The following is a 16010-nucleotide window of genomic DNA, read 5'->3' as shown; positions in this document are numbered from 1 at the left end:
CGACCCCAGTCGTCGCAGGGGTCATGTCAGCCGCCCGCCCGTCGATCAGTTGTATTCGATGACGGCATCGCGACGCAGGTCGCGCAAGTAGATCTGCGCCCGCTTGTTGACGCGGTCGTCCTCGAGCTGCGCCTGGAGCTGCTCGAAGCTGGGGCCATCGTTGACCTGCGGATCGTCGCGGCCGCACAGCATGAGGATGCGTACCCCGTCGTCGAGCGAGCCGAAAGGCGGCAGGGTCTCGCCGGGCGAGAGCTGGAGCACCGAGTTCTGGATCTGCGCGGGCAGGTCGCGTGCCTTGACCTGGTCGTTGGTGACGACTTGGGCGCCAAGCCCGGTGGCGACCTTGTCGACGTCGCCGCAGCCCTTGGCGGCCTTCATCGCGGTGGAGAACGCTTCGGCGCGCTTGCCGGCCTCGGTCTCGCTGATGCCCTTGGGGAAAGGCAGCGAGATCTGCTTGAGCGCGAGGACCGCATCGCGCGGGTCGGCGGTGAGCACCTGGCGCTTGTCGATCAGGTAGAGGATGTCGAAGCCGCCGGGAACCTCAATCGGGCCGACCAGCTGGCCGGTTTCGAGGTCGCGCGCGACGGTCGCCAGCTCGCCGGGCAACTGGGCGAGGCGCACCCAGCCCAGGTCGCCGCCGACCGATGCGGTGGTGGCTTCGGAATACTGGCGGGCATAGGCGACGAAGCTGCCACCCTGGCGCAGTTGCTGGACGATCTTCGTGGCGTTTTCATACACCTGCTGGCGCGCGTCGGGTGCGGCAGACATGTAGATTTCGCCGAGCCGGTATTCTTCGGTACCCTTCGCGGCCTTGAGGCGTGCGAGGTTCTCGTTCACCTCGTCGTCCGAGACGTTGATGAAGGGCTGGACGTTGCGCTGGAGCAGGCGCTGCCACGACAGTTCGCCGCGGATCTGGCGCTTCAGCGATTCCGGCGAGGAGCCAATGCGCTTGAGGTAAGCGTCCATCGCGCCGACGTTCTGGTTGAAGTTCTGCTGCGCTACGCGGGCATAGGACTGGTCGACCTCGGCCTGGGCCACTTCGACGTCGGCGGCCTTGGCTTCCTGGATCTGCAGCGTCTCGTCGATGAGGTTGCGCAGGATCTGCAGGCGCAGGCGCTTCATTTCCTCGTCGTCGATCTTGCCCTGGTTGGCCGCGACGATGAGCGCGAGGCGCTGGTCGACGTCGGTGCCCGTGATGACGTCGCCGTTGACCACGGCGGTGGCGCGGCGGAGGTTGGGGTTGTCGTTGCCGAAGATCTTGACGTCGTCGGGGATGACGATCTCGCCTTGGGGAGCCGACTGGGCGCTTGCCGCAACGGCGCCGAGAGCCGACGCCAGCGCGGCCAGGCTGCCGACGGAAAGGAACGCGCGCCTGATGAACCTGCTGCTTTTGACTGCTTGCACCGTGATTTCAATCCCGTCTTCGACCGGCCGAAAGCCGGATCATCATCGGGCAGGGCCCTTTCGGAAATCCTGCCTTACCGTACCGCGCACCTGCCCCGCCGCGGCTTAACTGAAAATGAGCACACCCGATAGCGGCTTTGCTCGGGACTGCCAATGTTTCCGCCGCGTGAGGCCACAGGCCATCGGCCGGAGGAAGAAACCTCCGATCAGTGTGCCCCGATGTTCTTCAGGGCGAAGCCTAGCTGGAACGAATCGCCGCGCTTCACGTCGCCCAGTGCCACGTAATCGCGTCGCCAGGTGAGCGAGATCTGGATGCAGTCGTCCTCGTAGGCCGCACCCAGGCGGGTGCGCAGCGGCTGGAAGCCGTCCGAGCCGTTTTCCGGGTCCTCGCTGCGATCGGTCATGTTGACTACTGCGGAACCGAACAGCGACCAGTAGTTGGCGAAGGCGATACGGCCGGCGGCGCGCAGTTCCTCGCGGTCCTGGAGATCCTCGATATCCTCGGAGATGTCGCGATTGAGCTTGGTGTAGCCGATCTCGAGGTAGGACCGGGTGTTGCCGATCACCGCGTCGAATTCGTTGCGGCGCACCGCCAGGCTGTCCTTGTCGACGCGGAAGCGGTGGACGAGGTTGATGAAGTCGCGGTAGCGCACTTCGGTGCGGCCGACGATGTCCGAGGTCTTGTTGGCGAGGCCGGTGCCGTCGGGCAGAACCGTGGCGCGGTTGCTGAGGCGGACCGACTGGCCGACGGTGGTCTTGATCCGCCAGCGCGGCCGCTCGAACTGCCAGTCGAAGCCATACGTGAAGCGCACCCCGTCCTCGATCCGGTCGTAGCCGGGGAAGCGGTTGAGCGCGAACAGGTTGCCGGTGTCGAGTTCCAGCGCGCGCGAATCCTCGTTGGGGATGTCGAGGTTCTTGATCCTGGGGCTGGCGACGATCTGGAAGCGGGGGGTGAGCACCTGCGTGCCGCCGAAGGCCTGGCCGACGAATGGCCATTTCACGTCGACCGCGGCGGTCGCGACGCCGCGCCCCTGCCAGCCCCCGGTTCCCCGGTACAGCAGCGTTTCGGTGTCGAGGTTCTCGTCCGAATGATAGACGTCGCCACGCACGAGCCCGGTCAGCGTGACCTCCTGGCCCATTCCGGTGAGCTTGCGCAGCGACCATTGACCGCTGAGGAAGCCGCGTTGGGTATCCTGGCCATCGGCGCGCGTGATTCCCAGGGTGTTGGCCTGGATTTCGAACTTTCCGCCCAGCAGCGGGTCGTCGATGCGGCGGCGGTAGTCGATGACCGGCAGGGCGACGGGAATCTGGCCCTGGGCACGGTCCGACTGCATGGTCTGCGTGGTGTAGCCGGCGAAGGAGAAGTAGCTGTCCTCGTCGATGCGCTCGACGTCGATCATCGAGCGCAGGCGGTCGTCGCGGCTGAGGTCGTAGCGGCGCAGGAAGGTGCGGTCGGTGGCACGCCGGATCGAGGCGGTGACGCTCCAGTTGTCGTCGAGCTGGAAGCGCCCGTTGGCGAAGATGTAGCCACGGAACGCGCGCTGCCCGTTGAGCGGATCGGTGCTGGTGCCGCCGAAGATCGGGATGCGGCTGCTGGCCGTCGCATAGCCGGTAATCTGGTAGGCGCCCCGTTCGGTGAGCGCCCGATACTGGAGCGAGGCCATCGGCGCGCCCTTGGTAAAGGCGGACAGGGTGCCGGTGAGGTCGCGGTTCTTGGCGATCTGCCAGTAGTAGGACTGGGCCAGCTCGATGCCGTTCGAGGGACTGGAGCGGATGTCCGGCATCAGGAAGCCGGATACCGAACTGCCGTCGGTGCCGATGGTGAGCCCCAGCAACGGAAGCTGGATCAGGCCGAACAGCTCGATCCGCGCGTTCTTGAAGCGAACGCGGTTCTGCGTGTCGGAATAGATGACCTGCTTGGCGACGATTCGCCAGCTCGGCTTCTTGGGGCAGCCATCGTCGTCGGTGACGTCGCAGCCGGTGTAGGCCGCCTGGTTGAGGATGACGTCGCCATTGGCGATCCGCTCGCCCTTGAGCGCCGCCAGGCGGCCGCCCTCGCGCATGACGAGAAGGAGGTTCTCCATCATGCCGGTCTTGAGTTCGTCGGTCAGCTCGACCTGTTCGGTGTAGAGCTGGTTGCCGTCCTGGTCGACCATGCGCACGTTGCCGGTGGCCAGGATCTTGCCGCTGTTGCGGTCCCAGGTGACCTTGTCGGCGCGGACCGACTGGGCCTGGCCTTTGTCGTCCCGGCGGCGGAGCACGACATTCCCGGTCGCCGTGACCAGTTCGCTGTTCTGCGCATACTCGACGTCGTCCGCCTCGAAGGCGACCGGCTCGGTGTCTCCGGTGGCCGGGGGCGGGGTGGCTGGAGCACCCGCGATCGGACCGGTATCGACCTGGCGGGAAAGGTCCTGCGCGACGGCGATGCCGGGGATGGCGGAAAGGAGCGGGGCTGCGACGATCCCGAAGGCCAGCGCGCGCAAGGACAGGTGGCGCAAGCGGCGGTCCATGAGGCGGGTCGGGGCTTGCAGCGAGGTCTGCACGGCTGGGAGCATGGGTTGCCTATCGCACCGGCTGTGCCTAACTGCAATCCAGTCATGCGGTGAAGCGCACAAGTTCGGCGCTCCACCGGGGAAATCCAGGAGAATCCATGAAGATCCAGTTCCTTGGGGCGGCTGCTGAGTCGAATGCCCGCCTCGTTGCCCGTTTCGTAAACCAGGACGCGGTGCCCGCCGATATCGAGCCCGTTCTGGCCGAAGGGGCGAAGATCGCGCGGTTTTCGGGCAAGGCAGGGCAGGTCTTCGAAGGATTCGTCGAGCGCGGCGGCCAGGTGGTGCGGGTGGCGCTCGCCGGTGTGGGCGAGGCGTCGGCCAAGGATCGCAAGGGCGCCATCGAGCGCGCGGGCGCAGGCGTCGTCGCCAAGTACCTCACCAGCGGCGAAGCGGCGCTGACGCTCGACCTGACCGGCGCGGGCCTGACGGCCGAGGAGGCGGCCGGCGCGCTGCTGGGCGCGGTGCTGCGGGCGTGGCGCCATGACGTCTACCGCACCAAGCTGAGCGCCGACGCCAGGCCCAGCCTCGCCGAGATCGCCGTCGTCGGCGCGCCGGAGGGCACCGAGGCCGCGTGGGAGATCGAGCAGGCGATCGCGCAGGGTGTCTCGTTCACCCGCGAACTCGTCACCGAACCTGCCAACATCATCTATCCGGAGAGCTTCGTGGAGCGCTGCAAGGCGCGCATGGAAGGCACCGGCCTCAAGATCCGGGTCCTCGACGTCGAGGAAATGACGGCGCTCGGCATGGGCTCGCTACTGGGCGTGGCGCAGGGCTCGGTGCGTCCGGCGCGCATCCTCGTCCTGGAATGGCTGGGCGGCACCGAGGGCCAGCAGCCGGTCGCCTTCGTCGGCAAGGGCGTGACTTTCGACACCGGCGGCATCTCGATCAAGCCGGCGGCGGGCATGGAAGACATGAAGTGGGACATGGGCGGCGCCGGCGCGGTCGCCGGCACCATGCTCGCGCTCGCGCTGCGCAAGGCCAAGGCCAACGTGATCGGCCTGTGTGGGCTCGTCGAGAACATGCCCGATGGCAATGCCCAGCGCCCCGGTGACGTCGTCACCTCGATGTCGGGCCAGACCATCGAGGTCATCAACACCGACGCCGAAGGCCGGCTCGTCCTGTGTGACGCGCTGACCTTCGTGCAGCGCGAGTACAAGCCGGCCAGGATCGTCGACCTCGCGACGTTGACCGGCGCCATCATCCTGAGCCTGGCGCACGAATATGCCGGCCTGTTCTCGAACGACGACGGTCTTGCCGCCGACCTCGCCGCAGCCGGCGATGCCTCGGGCGACCGCCTGTGGCGCATGCCGATGGGCCCGGCCTACGACAAGATGATCGACAGCCCCATCGCCGACATCAAGAACGTGGGCCCCCGCTACGGCGGTTCGATCACCGCGGCGCAGTTCCTGCTGCGCTTCATCGAGAACGGCACTCCCTGGGCGCACCTCGACATCGCCGGTACCGTCTGGACCGACAAGCCCGGCGCAACCTGGGACAAGGGTGCGACCGGCTTCGGCGTGCGCCTGCTCGACCGCTTCGTGCGCGACACGCTGGAAGCTTGAGCGGGGAAACGCGGCTCATGCGCGTGGACTTCTACCAGCTGAGCCGTGACCCCGCCGAGGCGGCGCTGCCGCTCATCGCGCGCAAGGTGGTGTCGGACGGCGCGCGGCTGCTGGTCGTCTCCAGCGATCCGCAGCAGCGCGAACGCATCTCGCGCGCGCTTTGGTCGCTGGGGCCCGAGACCTTTCTCGCCCACGGTGCCGCGGGGGATGGACAGGAGGCGCGCCAGCCGATTCTCCTGTCCGACGCGGCCGACCCGGCCAACGGCGCGAGCTTCCTGGCGATCACCGACGGTCAGTGGCGCGAGGGCGCGCAGCCCTTCGCGCGGACGTTCTACATGTTCGATGATGAAACCGTGCAGCAGGCTCGGCAGGTCTGGCGCGAACTGCGCAAGCGGGAGGGTGTCGAGCACTTTTACTGGAAGCAGGAAGGCGCCCGCTGGGTAAAGGCTGGCTGAGGCGTTGCGTCGTGCCGGCGAAGGCCGGGACCGCTGGGCACTCTTCAGGCGACAACGCGCGCCGGGCCGCCGCGGCCCAGCCGTCTGCCAGGCAGATCCGGGGCGACATGCCTGTACACTTGCCGCTTTCCGGAAAGCCCGCTAGGGGGCCGCGCAACAATTCCCGCTTTCCCATCCTGCAAGGAACAGTCCCATGGCGGTCACCCGCACCTTTTCGATCATCAAGCCCGACGCCACCCGCCGCAACCTGACCGGCGCGGTGACCAAGATGCTCGAGGAAGCCGGCCTGCGCGTCGTCGCCTCGAAGCGCCTCCAGCTCTCCAAGGAGCAGGCCGAGGGCTTCTACGCCGTCCACGCCGAGCGCCCCTTCTTCAACGACCTCGTTTCGTTCATGATCTCGGGCCCGGTGGTGGTTCAGGTCCTCGAGGGTGAAGACGCCGTGAAGCGCAACCGTGACATCATGGGCGCCACCAACCCGGCCAATGCCGATGCCGGCACGATCCGCAAGGAACTGGCCGAATTGATCGAAGCCAACTCGGTCCACGGTTCGGACTCGGAAGAAAATGCGGCGATCGAGATCGCCTACTTCTTCAAGCCGGAAGAAATCGTCGGCTGAGCCTGCGATTAAATATTGGCAACAAGGACGAAGGTCGCCGGTTTCGGCGGCCTTTTTCTTTGGCACGAATCGCGCCTGCCAGTATCTTTCGCGGCGTCATGGGGCATCTGCCCCGCCGAAGGAGTTTTACATGTCGATGGGAAAGACGATCCTGATCGCCGCTTCCCTGTCGTTTCTCGGCGCAGTTCTCGTTTCGCGGGCGGCCAGCGTCACGCATGGGGCGCCTGCCGGTCCACTCCAGGCACACGCGGCCACCGTGGCGGGACCTTGAGGTGAAAGCCGCGTATGATATCGACCATGCGCTGCCTGTCCGCGGATAGGATTTGATCCGCGTCGCTTCGCTTGTACCATGCCCCCCAGAGGAGAAACGATATGCAGGGCATGGGCGAGGGGGGCGAAAACTGCCCCTTCGAATTCAATTTCGACGAAAAGACCTTCAAGGTCGGCGATACCGTGAGTTTCCGGGTCAACGGCAGCCTCGAAGGCTTCCCCTTCGTCGGCACCCTGGTCGAAGTGAATGACGACCACGTCATGATCGCGGGCGACCCGAATGACCCGGCCAAGTTTTATCGCGGTACCCGCGAAAGCCGGCCCCAGGTGGATTTCAGCGAGGTTTGATCCCGGGCGTGGCAGTCCCCGGTTCGACCGGGGATGCGATCCCGTCGTCCCGGGCTCGACCCGGGGCCGCAGGGGTACAGTTGAGGCGATAGTTCGACACGGGCCACTGAGAGGCGTCGCGTTTCAACGTAAAACGGCGCGGCCTTGCCCGCAGTCCCGGATCAAGTCAGGGACGAGGCGAGCGCTAGGTATCGCTCAGAACGCGTCCGCGGCGTCTATCAGGCTCGTCAGTTTCCTCGGCGCCACCGCGCGCCAGGAACGGGCGAGCCAGTCGCGAATCGCTTCCCAGTCGGTGTCGCCAAGGTCGAGGCGGATGCCGATCCAGCCGTCACCGAAGTAGGCAGGGCGGAAATAGCGGTCCTCGTCCTTGTCGATCAGCATCCCCTGTTCCTCGGGGCCGCTGATCTTGACCAGCAGCGCGACGCGGCCGTCGCCGTGATGGTCGGCGCTGAAGTAAGCGAACTTCTTGCCTTTGACGATGCCGAAGCAGGCCATTCCATGGCTGGTGGTCTCTTCCGCTTCCGGCATGTACATGGCGCGCTCGCGCACGCGTCCGAGCAGCCACTCGGGCCTGGTCTCCCGCGTCACGAGATCGGCGAGGCAGCGCGAATAGAGCTGGTGCTCGGCGATCAGTACGCGTGCGGCAAGGCTGTCGGCCGTGTCGCCGGGCAGGATCGCAACGGGGGTCTGGCCCAGCACCGGGCCATCGTCGAGTTCCGCCGTGACGAGGTGAACGCTGACGCCGCCGTGGCTGTCGCCGGCCTCGATCGCGCGGTCATGGGTGTGGAGCCCGGTGTACTTGGGCAGCAGGGACGGGTGGATGTTTACCATCCTGCCTTCCCATTTGCCCACGAACTCGGGTGTCAGGATGCGCATGTAGCCGGCCAGGGCGACCCACTGCGCGCCGTGGCTGCGGATCGCCGCATCCATCGCGGCGTCGTGCTCGGGCCGCTTCATGCCCTTGTGGCTGAGCGCGAAAGTCGCCACGCCTTCCGCTTCGGCGAGCTGCAGCCCCTTGGCCTCGGGGTCGTTGGCGGCGACCAGCACGATTTCGTAGGGGCAGTCGGCCGCGCGGCTGGCGTAGAGCAGGGCGGCCATGTTGGTGCCGCTGCCGGAGATGAGTACGGCGACTTTCTGGCGGGTCATTTGCGTTTTTCCCAACCGTCATCCTGAACTCGTTCCAGGATCCGTTGCGCCTCCCGGCGATACCGGGGTGTGGCGCACGATGGCCCGTGAAACAAGTTCAGGGTGACGCGATGTGCGGGGAGCTTGTCGGCCTTACCCCAGGTGCACGGCTTCCCAGGTCTCGCGTGCGGACCAGGTCTCGACCGAACCCTGCACGGTGCAGCCCTTTTCGCCCGGCTCGATGGCGCCGATCACGAAGACCGTCTCGCCCGCAGTTTCCAGCTCGGTCTTGAGTACGGCGGCTTCGTCGGCGGCGACCGCCAGGACCATGCCGATGCCGCAGTTGAAGGTACGCGCCATCTCGGCGGGCTCGATGTGTCCCTGCGCCTGGAGGAATGCCATGATACGCGGCTGGGGCCAGGCGTCCGCATCGATTCGCGCGTGGAGGCCCTTGGGCAGAACGCGCGGGATATTCTCGAGGAGGCCGCCGCCGGTGATGTGGGCGAGCGCATGGATGCGGCCTGCACGGATGAGGGGCAGCAGGCTCTTTACGTAAATTCGCGTGGGCGCGATCAGGGCGTCGATCAGCAGCACTTCGGGATCGAACAAGGCAGGGCGGTTCAGCTTCCAGCCCTTGTCCTCGGCGAGGCGGCGCACGAGCGAGTAGCCGTTCGAGTGTACACCCGAAGAGGCGAGGCCCAGCAGCACGTCGCCCGAGGCGACCTTGTCGCCGGTCAGCTGCTCGCCGCGTTCCACCGCGCCGACGCAGAAGCCCGCGAGGTCGTAGTCGCCGGCGGCATACATGCCCGGCATTTCCGCCGTCTCGCCGCCGATCAGGGCGCAGCCGGAGATCTTGCAGCCATCGGCGATGCCCGCGACGACTCGCTCGGCGATGCCGCTCTCCAGCTTGCCGGTGGCGAAATAGTCGAGGAAGAACAGTGGCTCGGCGCCCTGGACGATGAGGTCGTTGACGCACATGGCGACGAGATCGATGCCGATCTGGTCGTGTCGGTCGTGGTCGATCGCAAGCTTGACCTTGGTGCCGACGCCGTCGTTGGCGGCGACCAGCAGCGGGTCCTTGTAGCCGGCCGCGCGCGGGTCGAAGAAGCCGCCGAAGCCGCCCAGTTCCGCGTCTGCGCCCGGACGCGCGGTGGATTTCGCGAGCGGGGCGATGGCCTTGACCAGCGCGTTTCCGGCGGCGATCGAGACGCCAGCCTGCTCGTAGCTATAGCTCTTGCGAGAGTTATCGTCGGACATGTGGGCGCGCCTAGCGCTTTGTGGCTTGGATTTCCATCGCCGTTTGGGCAAAAGGCCCCCGGTTTCGACATGGCGATCACGATTTCCCCAAAAACTCCGCGGCCTGCCCGCATCAGCCCGGTCCGCCGCAACGCGCTCGTTCTCGGAGGGGTGGCCGCGCTCGCGCTCGCCGTGTTCGGTGGGGCACAGCTCGTGGCCCAGATCGAGGGCGATCGCGGCATCGCCCCGCTCGCCAATTCCGAGGACATCCAGGTCAACGGCATCCAGGTCGACGTCACCGGCAAGACCGGGGCCGAAGCGCGGATCGCGGGCTGGAAACAGGCGGAAAAGGAAGCCTGGAAGAAAGTCGGCGGGCCCGACATGCCGCTGGAATCGATCGATGCGATGGTGTCCTCGGTCGTCATCGGCCACGAGCAGGTCGGCCCCAGGCGCTATATCGCGACGCTCGGCGTCATCTTCGACAAGGCCAAGGCTGGGCAATACGTAGGCGGCGGCACCGCCGGCACCGGGCCGCGCTCGGCGCCCTTGCTGCTGATCCCGGTGCTGCAATCGGGCGGCGTCCGGCAGGTCTTCGAGGTGCGCGGCCCCTGGCAGCGCGCCTGGGCGGAATTCCAGACCTCCACCAGCCCAGTAGATTACGTGCGCCCGACCGGTTCGGGCGGCGAATCGCTGATTCTCACCGCCGGCCAGGCGGGGCGTCGCAGCCGCCTGTGGTGGCGCACCGTGCTCGGCCAGTTCGACGCGTCCGACGTGCTCAGCCCCGTCGCACGGCTGGAGCGGCAGTGGCCCGGCGGCCCGATCAACGGCACGTTCACGGCGCGTTACGGCCCCGACAACAAGTTCCTCGGCAGCTTCACGATGACGGCAGCTAGCGAGCAGGACCTGCCGCGGATGCTGGAGCAGGCCGTCGGCCGCGTCGACGGGCTCTACCGTGACGCGCTGATGCAGGGCGCGCTGCAGCCCGACCCGACGATCAATGCCGGCGGTGCCGCGCTCGACCGCGCGTTCGAGGAATTGCGGATCAAGCTGATGCCCAAGGAAGGCGAAGGCCCTGTCGCTGCCGCGCCGCAGCCCACGCCGACGATTCGCGCCGAGGATGTCTCCGGCGCGCCGACGGAAACCGTCGTAGTCCAATTCGCGACGCCCGATGCGGCTGCCGTCGATGCGGCGCTGGGCGCCGTCCGCGGCGCGCCCGGCGTACAGGGCGCCGCGACCGTGAGCCTTGCGATCGGCGGCACGTCCGTGATGCGCGTCACCGTCGCCGGGGGCGGCGAACGGCTCGCCTCGGCCTTGCGCACGCAAGGCTGGAAGGTCGCGGGCGGGGGCGGCACGCTGAGGATCAGCCGCTAGGCTGGTTTCGCAGATGAGGCAGATCGCCCTTCCGCTGTCCGCCGCGAGCGACAGTCCGCCGCGCATCGTCGTGGGCGTCGGCAACGCCGGCGTCGTCGATGCGCTGCTGGAGCCCGGCCAGTGGCCGTTCCATACCGCCATCCTTTCCGGCCCGCCGCGTTCGGGCAAGTCGTTGCTCGCACGCTGGTTTGCCCAATCGGGCGCCGGTGATGCCATCGACGACGCCCAGCGGCTCGACGAGGACGACCTCTTCCATCGCTGGAACCGGGCCCAGGAAAGCGGCCGCCCGCTGCTGATCGTGGCCGAACATCGCTTCGCTCCCGGAATTGCCGGAGCCGAGGGGGACGGCGCTGGCGCGCGCTGGCGGGTCAGGCTGCCCGACCTTTCCTCGCGGCTGGGCGCGGCGCTGGACCTGGAGATCGGCGAGCCCGACGACGACATGCTGGCGGCACTGATCGAAGTCCACGCCGAGATGCGCGGGCTGGTTCTCGATCACACGGCCACGCAATACCTTGCGGGACGCTGCGAGCGTAGCCATCTGGGCGTCGAACGCCTGGTTGCGGCGATCGACCGTCTCAGTCTGGAGCGCAAGCAGGCCCCGACAATGGCCATCTGGCGCGATGCCCTGATTGAGACTAAGGGCGGCGGCGCGATTTAAGTCGTTTTGGCGTTTAGATCGTTTTGGCAAGGCATGAGGGCAGGGCGTTGCGCAAGAGTTGCAATCCGGGCCGATTGATGGGAGTTTCCGGCAATGCTGGGTAATCTTGTCCGCTACCTGGATTCCGTCGTCGCACGGGACCCCGCGCCGCGTTCGCGGTGGGAAGTGCTGCTCTATCCGGGCGTCTGGGCCTTGTTCTGGCATCGCATCGCGCATGCGCTGTTCGAAGCGGACCTGTTCTTCCTCGCGCGCGTGGTCAACCACCTGTCGCGCTTCCTGACCGCGATCGACATCCACCCCGGTGCGCAGATCGGCCGCAACTTCTTCATCGACCATGGTTTCACCGTCATCGGCGAGACCGCGATCATTGGCGACAACGTGACGATCTACCAGTGCGTGACGCTGGGCGGTTCCAACCCGACCAACGGAGTGGGCGGCAAGCGCCACCCGACGCTGCTCGACAACGTGATTGTCGGTTCGGGCGCGCAGATCATCGGACCGGTCACCATCGGCCGCCGCGCGCGCATCGGCGCCAGCGCGGTCGTGACCGAGGACGTACCCGAGGGTGCGACGATGATCGGCGTCAAGGCCCGCTCCACGCTGGTCAAGGCGGAGACGTACGCCAAGGACTTCATGCCTTACGGGACGCCCTGCAAGGAGCCCTGCGAGCCGGTCGGCAGCCAGCGCGATCCCCGGCCGGACCATCGGGTGGACGAACTGGAGGCGCAGGTCGCACTGCTGCGCGCGCAAGTCGAGGCGCTACTGGCCGAGCGCGAGGTCCGCGGGCCCGAACGCGCTAGCGAGCCGGTGTTGAAGGGCATCTGATCTGGATGGCAGGACCGCAGGGTAGCAGTTCGATCACCGGCAGTGGCAGTGGCAGTGTCGTGGCCTTTCCCGGCGTGCAGAACGCCGGCGCCCTCCAGGTGGGCTTCGAGCGCCTCGAACTCCAGCGTATCCTCGATCTCTACGGGCGCATGGTCGCCGCGGGACTGTGGCGCGACTATGCGATGGACTTCGCCCGCGACGCCGCCAGCTTCTGCGCCTTCCGTCGCGCCGCCGAGCGTCCGCAGGCGCGCATCGAAAAGCGCCCTGCGCTGCGCGGCAAGCAGGGCATGTGGACGCTGTTCGGCGAAGTGGGCCAGGTGCTCAAGCGCGGGCACGACCTCGCCAACGTGCTCAGCCCGCTGGAGCGCAAACTGCTCAAGGTGGTCGAATAGGGCCTGCCCGCTGTCGCCGGCGGCATCTTCGCCGGCACTGAAATTTTCCTGCTAAATTGGACGGGCAGACGAGCATCATGCGCAAGACATCTCTCCTCCTCGTCGCGGCCTCGTTGTCGCTGGTTGCCGCTCCCGCGGCGTTTGCCCAGGACATGCCCGGGGGCATGGACGGCGGAATGGGCGGGGGCATGGGAGGAATGGGCGGCGGTGGTCCTGGCGGGGACGGTCCCGGCGAAGGCGGCGGCAAGCCGGCCGCGCCGCGTCCGCCCAAGCCTGTGAAGCGCAAGCAGTTTGACAAGATCGTCACTGCCATGTTCCGCGAGGCCGATGCCGACCGGAACGGCACGGTCACCATCGCGGAATTGCACACGGTGGTCGAGGCGCGGCGCGAGGCCACCATCCGGGCGCGATTCGCGGCCGTAGACAGCAATCGCGACGGTAGCGTCTCGGCGGCGGAATTCATGGCTTGGCAGAAGCAGATGGGCTCGGTCGCATCGAGCGACACGCAGGCGTCCGGCGATCGCAACGGTCCGATCGCGGATGCTATCATTCCCGCCGCCGAGGGCGAGGACGATTACCTGCTGGTCGCGATGATCGAGCCGCTCAACGGCACCACGATCGCGCGCGCCAACACCAACTACGACGCGGGCGTCTCGCTGGAGGAACTGCTGGCCTACGAGGGCAAGCACTTCGACGAGGCCGACAAGGACCACGACGGCGAACTGTCGATGCAGGAACTGCGTCCTGCGGGAGGTCCCGGCAGGGGGCCGGGCGGCCGTGGACCGGGTGGTCCCGGCGGCGCGGGTGGTCCGCCGCCGTGCCCGCCGGGCCAGAGCTGCTGAGAGACCGTTTGAGAATGGGCGCTGCCCATTCTGCGGGCCGGTGCCGCCTCAAAATGCACGCTCCCGCGCATTTTCAAACGCGCTTTTAGACGATTTGCGGCGTTCCCGCGCCGGCTGGTCGCAGCCTTCGAGGCGGCGCGTCAAACCGCGATGACTTTGGCATTGAAGCATGTTCGTCGCTACGCTCGCAGCGACGATTCCACGTAAAGTCATCCGGCTCCATGCCGAGAATGGAATTCGAGGTGATCGCGCTCAGGAGCCGTTCGGTTTCCCGTCTGGCCTGACGCAAATGCGCCTCGTCCGAGCGCAGGCTCCGCCCGATGGTCCGGCGCGTGCAATCAGTTCCGCCGCTCAGCCAGCATCGCCAGCGCATGCTGGGCCTGTTCCATGCCGTTCTCGAACACATGGTCGCCGCTCCGGTCGGAAATCTGCGACCATGCGGTCGCCACGTCCTCGGCGCTGCGCTGGTCCTGTGGGAGAAGGACGCCTTCGTTCATGGTGATCCATGCGCACTGGAAGACGCCGCCGCCTGCTGCCACGATCGCGTCGGTGGGCGCCTCGCGCGAGACGAGGAAGATTGCGGCGGGCACTACGTTGTCGGGCTCGAACGCCTTGTAGGCGTCTTCGGGGAAAATGTCGGCGGTCATGCGGGTGCCGGCGGTGGGGGCGATCGCGTTGACGTGGATGCCGTATTTCGCTCCCTCCAGGCGCAGGGTGCGGGCGAGGCCCAGCGTACCGGCTTTCGCGGCGCCGTAGTTGGCCTGGCCGAAGTTGCCGCCGAGCCCCGAGGAGGAGGTCGTCATCAGCACGCGGCCGTAAGCCTGCTCGCGCATGGTGTTCCACACTGCCTTGGTGGCGAAGGCGCTGCCAAGCAGGTGGACGCGCAGGACCAGTTCGAAATCTGCCGGGTCCATCCTGGCGAACGTCCGGTCGCGCAGGATGCCGGCATTGTTGATGAGGACGTGAATGCCGCCCCACGCCTCCTTGGTGCGGGCGGCCATGGCCTCCATCTGCGCATAGTCGGAAACGTCGCCGCCATCGGCCATTGCCTCGCCGCCGGCCGCGCGGATTTCCTCGACCACGGCGAGCGCGGTCTCGGCGTTTCCGGTGCCGTCGCGCGCTGCGCCCAGGTCGTTGACGACGACTTTCGCGCCGCGACGCGCCAGTTCGAGGGCATAGGCCCGGCCCAGCCCGGTGCCCGCGCCGGTGACCACTGCCACCTGTCCCGCAAAGGAGATGGTCATCGCTCGCAAACTCCAAGAAGGCCTGGGCGCGCAGATGACAGGTTGCGCTTTTCCGTTCAATCCCGCGCGTTCCGGCAAGCCGCGACTTGCCCCGAAGCGCCGGTGGAGTCATAGGCGCTCCCAACGAATCCGCGCCCGCAAAGCGAAAGGCCCTTCCGATGAAAGTCCGCGTCCACGTCAGCCTCAAGCCCGGCGTCCTCGATCCGCAGGGCCGGGCGATCCATCATTCGCTCGAAGGGCTCGGCTTCGCGGGCGTCAACGACGTGCGCGCTGGCCGCCTGTTCGAGCTGGACGTGGCCGAAAGCGTGACGGACGAAGCGCTCGACGACATGTGCCGCAAGCTGCTCGCCAACATGGTGATCGAAAATTACCGCATCGAGAAGGTAGCCGCCTGATGGCCTTCACTTCCGCCGTCATCACCTTCCCGGGCTCGAACTGCGACCGCGACATGGCGGTGGCGCTGGAGAAAGTCTCAGGCTTCGCGCCGCACCGCGTCTGGCACGGTGACAGCGAACTGCCGACCGGGCTGGACTTCATCGCCGTGCCCGGCGGGTTCTCCTATGGCGACTACCTGCGCTGCGGCGCCATCGCCTCGCGCTCGCCGATCATGCAGGCGGTGATCGCCGCTGCCGAGCGCGGCGTGCCGGTGCTGGGCGTCTGCAACGGCTTCCAGGTGCTGACCGAAAGCGGCCTGCTGCCCGGCGCGCTGCTGCGCAATGCCGGACTGAACTTCGTGTGTCGCGAAGTCGCGCTCGAAGTCGCCAACGCACAGTCGCTGTTCACCTCGGCCTACGAGGAGGGCCAGGTGATCCGCGTGCCGGTGGCGCACCACGACGGCAACTACTTCGCCGACGAAGCGACGCTGGACCGCCTCGAGGGCGAGGGTCGCGTCGCCTTCCGCTATGCCGAGGAGGTCAACGGTTCGGCGCGTTCGATCGCGGGTCTGCTCAACGATGCCGGAAACGTGCTGGGCATGATGCCGCACCCCGAGCGCGCGATCGAGACCACCCATGGCGGCACCGACGGGCGCGGCCTGTTCGAAAGCGCGATCCGGGGGTTGGTCGGGGCCTGATCCCGACCAATGCTCACAATGACGAGATGAGATTGGCT

Annotated in this window: 17 protein-coding genes; 12 read left to right on the top strand and 5 right to left on the bottom strand. The window is 67.2% G+C overall.

The window, feature by feature from the left end; translation table 11 throughout:
- Positions 1-45: 45 nt before the first annotated feature.
- On the bottom strand, positions 46-1404 hold the full coding sequence (locus tag ACFFDA_RS16005) for a peptidylprolyl isomerase (protein WP_404481692.1): 1359 nt from the start codon (positions 1402-1404) through the stop codon (positions 46-48).
- 206 nt (positions 1405-1610) lie between these two features.
- Positions 1611-3959 (bottom strand): LPS-assembly protein LptD, encoded by a 2349-nt coding sequence (locus tag ACFFDA_RS16000; protein ID WP_404481690.1) that lies wholly within the window; start codon positions 3957-3959, stop codon positions 1611-1613.
- A 95-nt stretch (positions 3960-4054) separates the two neighbouring features.
- Here ACFFDA_RS16000 and ACFFDA_RS15995 point away from each other — a divergent pair, with 95 nt between their 5' ends.
- The 5 genes from ACFFDA_RS15995 to ACFFDA_RS15975 all read left to right on the top strand — a co-directional run bounded on the left by ACFFDA_RS15995 (position 4055) and on the right by ACFFDA_RS15975 (position 7207).
- A complete protein-coding gene (locus ACFFDA_RS15995) occupies positions 4055-5518 on the top strand; it encodes a leucyl aminopeptidase (RefSeq protein ID WP_404481689.1) in 1464 nt (487 codons plus the stop codon).
- A 17-nt stretch (positions 5519-5535) separates the two neighbouring features.
- Positions 5536-5973: a DNA polymerase III subunit chi gene (locus ACFFDA_RS15990; RefSeq protein ID WP_404481687.1), complete on the top strand. Its 438-nt coding sequence runs from the start codon at positions 5536-5538 to the stop codon at positions 5971-5973.
- Positions 5974-6166: 193 nt separating this feature from the next.
- Positions 6167-6589 carry a nucleoside-diphosphate kinase gene (ndk, locus tag ACFFDA_RS15985; RefSeq protein WP_404481685.1) on the top strand — a complete coding sequence of 141 codons (423 nt, stop codon included), beginning with the start codon at positions 6167-6169 and terminating at the stop codon, positions 6587-6589.
- Positions 6590-6719: 130 nt separating this feature from the next.
- On the top strand, positions 6720-6860 hold the full coding sequence (locus tag ACFFDA_RS15980; protein ID WP_404481684.1) for a hypothetical protein: 141 nt from the start codon (positions 6720-6722) through the stop codon (positions 6858-6860).
- Between the two features lie 101 nt (positions 6861-6961).
- Entirely contained in the window at positions 6962-7207 is a 246-nt protein-coding gene (locus ACFFDA_RS15975; RefSeq protein ID WP_404481683.1) for a hypothetical protein, read from the top strand.
- A 195-nt stretch (positions 7208-7402) separates the two neighbouring features.
- Here the strand turns inward: ACFFDA_RS15975 and purN are convergent, their stop codons facing one another.
- Both purN and purM read right to left on the bottom strand, forming a co-directional pair.
- On the bottom strand, positions 7403-8353 hold the full coding sequence (gene purN, locus ACFFDA_RS15970; RefSeq protein WP_404481681.1) for a phosphoribosylglycinamide formyltransferase: 951 nt from the start codon (positions 8351-8353) through the stop codon (positions 7403-7405).
- 132 nt (positions 8354-8485) lie between these two features.
- Positions 8486-9589: a phosphoribosylformylglycinamidine cyclo-ligase gene (gene purM, locus ACFFDA_RS15965; RefSeq protein ID WP_404481679.1), complete on the bottom strand. Its 1104-nt coding sequence runs from the start codon at positions 9587-9589 to the stop codon at positions 8486-8488.
- Positions 9590-9658: 69 nt separating this feature from the next.
- Here purM and ACFFDA_RS15960 point away from each other — a divergent pair, with 69 nt between their 5' ends.
- From ACFFDA_RS15960 to ACFFDA_RS15940, 5 genes are all read left to right on the top strand, one after another.
- Positions 9659-10939, top strand: a complete 1281-nt coding sequence (locus tag ACFFDA_RS15960; RefSeq protein WP_404481677.1) for a heavy-metal-associated domain-containing protein — start codon at positions 9659-9661, stop codon at positions 10937-10939.
- A gap of 13 nt (positions 10940-10952) precedes the next feature.
- Positions 10953-11597 (top strand): ATPase, encoded by a 645-nt coding sequence (locus tag ACFFDA_RS15955; RefSeq protein WP_404481676.1) that lies wholly within the window; start codon positions 10953-10955, stop codon positions 11595-11597.
- A 93-nt stretch (positions 11598-11690) separates the two neighbouring features.
- A complete protein-coding gene (gene epsC / locus ACFFDA_RS15950) occupies positions 11691-12422 on the top strand; it encodes a serine O-acetyltransferase EpsC (RefSeq protein WP_404481675.1) in 732 nt (243 codons plus the stop codon).
- A 5-nt stretch (positions 12423-12427) separates the two neighbouring features.
- Positions 12428-12814, top strand: a complete 387-nt coding sequence (locus ACFFDA_RS15945; protein ID WP_404481673.1) for a DUF2794 domain-containing protein — start codon at positions 12428-12430, stop codon at positions 12812-12814.
- A gap of 77 nt (positions 12815-12891) precedes the next feature.
- Positions 12892-13656, top strand: a complete 765-nt coding sequence (locus ACFFDA_RS15940; protein WP_404481671.1) for an EF-hand domain-containing protein — start codon at positions 12892-12894, stop codon at positions 13654-13656.
- Positions 13657-13994: 338 nt separating this feature from the next.
- Here the strand turns inward: ACFFDA_RS15940 and ACFFDA_RS15935 are convergent, their stop codons facing one another.
- A complete protein-coding gene (locus ACFFDA_RS15935; RefSeq protein ID WP_404481669.1) occupies positions 13995-14900 on the bottom strand; it encodes an SDR family NAD(P)-dependent oxidoreductase in 906 nt (301 codons plus the stop codon).
- 158 nt (positions 14901-15058) lie between these two features.
- On the opposite strand from ACFFDA_RS15935, the gene purS reads away from it, so the two are divergent.
- The gene (gene purS / locus ACFFDA_RS15930; protein WP_404481667.1) at positions 15059-15295 is read left to right on the top strand and encodes a phosphoribosylformylglycinamidine synthase subunit PurS; all 237 of its coding nucleotides are present in this window, start codon (positions 15059-15061) and stop codon (positions 15293-15295) included.
- Positions 15295-15972 (top strand): phosphoribosylformylglycinamidine synthase subunit PurQ, encoded by a 678-nt coding sequence (purQ, locus tag ACFFDA_RS15925; protein ID WP_404481666.1) that lies wholly within the window; start codon positions 15295-15297, stop codon positions 15970-15972. Before purS ends, purQ begins: the two co-directional genes overlap by 1 nt.
- Positions 15973-16010 lie beyond the last annotated feature (38 nt).

Source organism: Novosphingobium sp. BL-52-GroH, assembly GCF_044813085.1.
In the GTDB taxonomy this organism is placed as follows: domain Bacteria; phylum Pseudomonadota; class Alphaproteobacteria; order Sphingomonadales; family Sphingomonadaceae; genus Novosphingobium.
The sequence above is the reverse complement of the archived record's forward strand: the minus strand, read 5'-3'. Positions and strand labels throughout refer to the sequence as shown.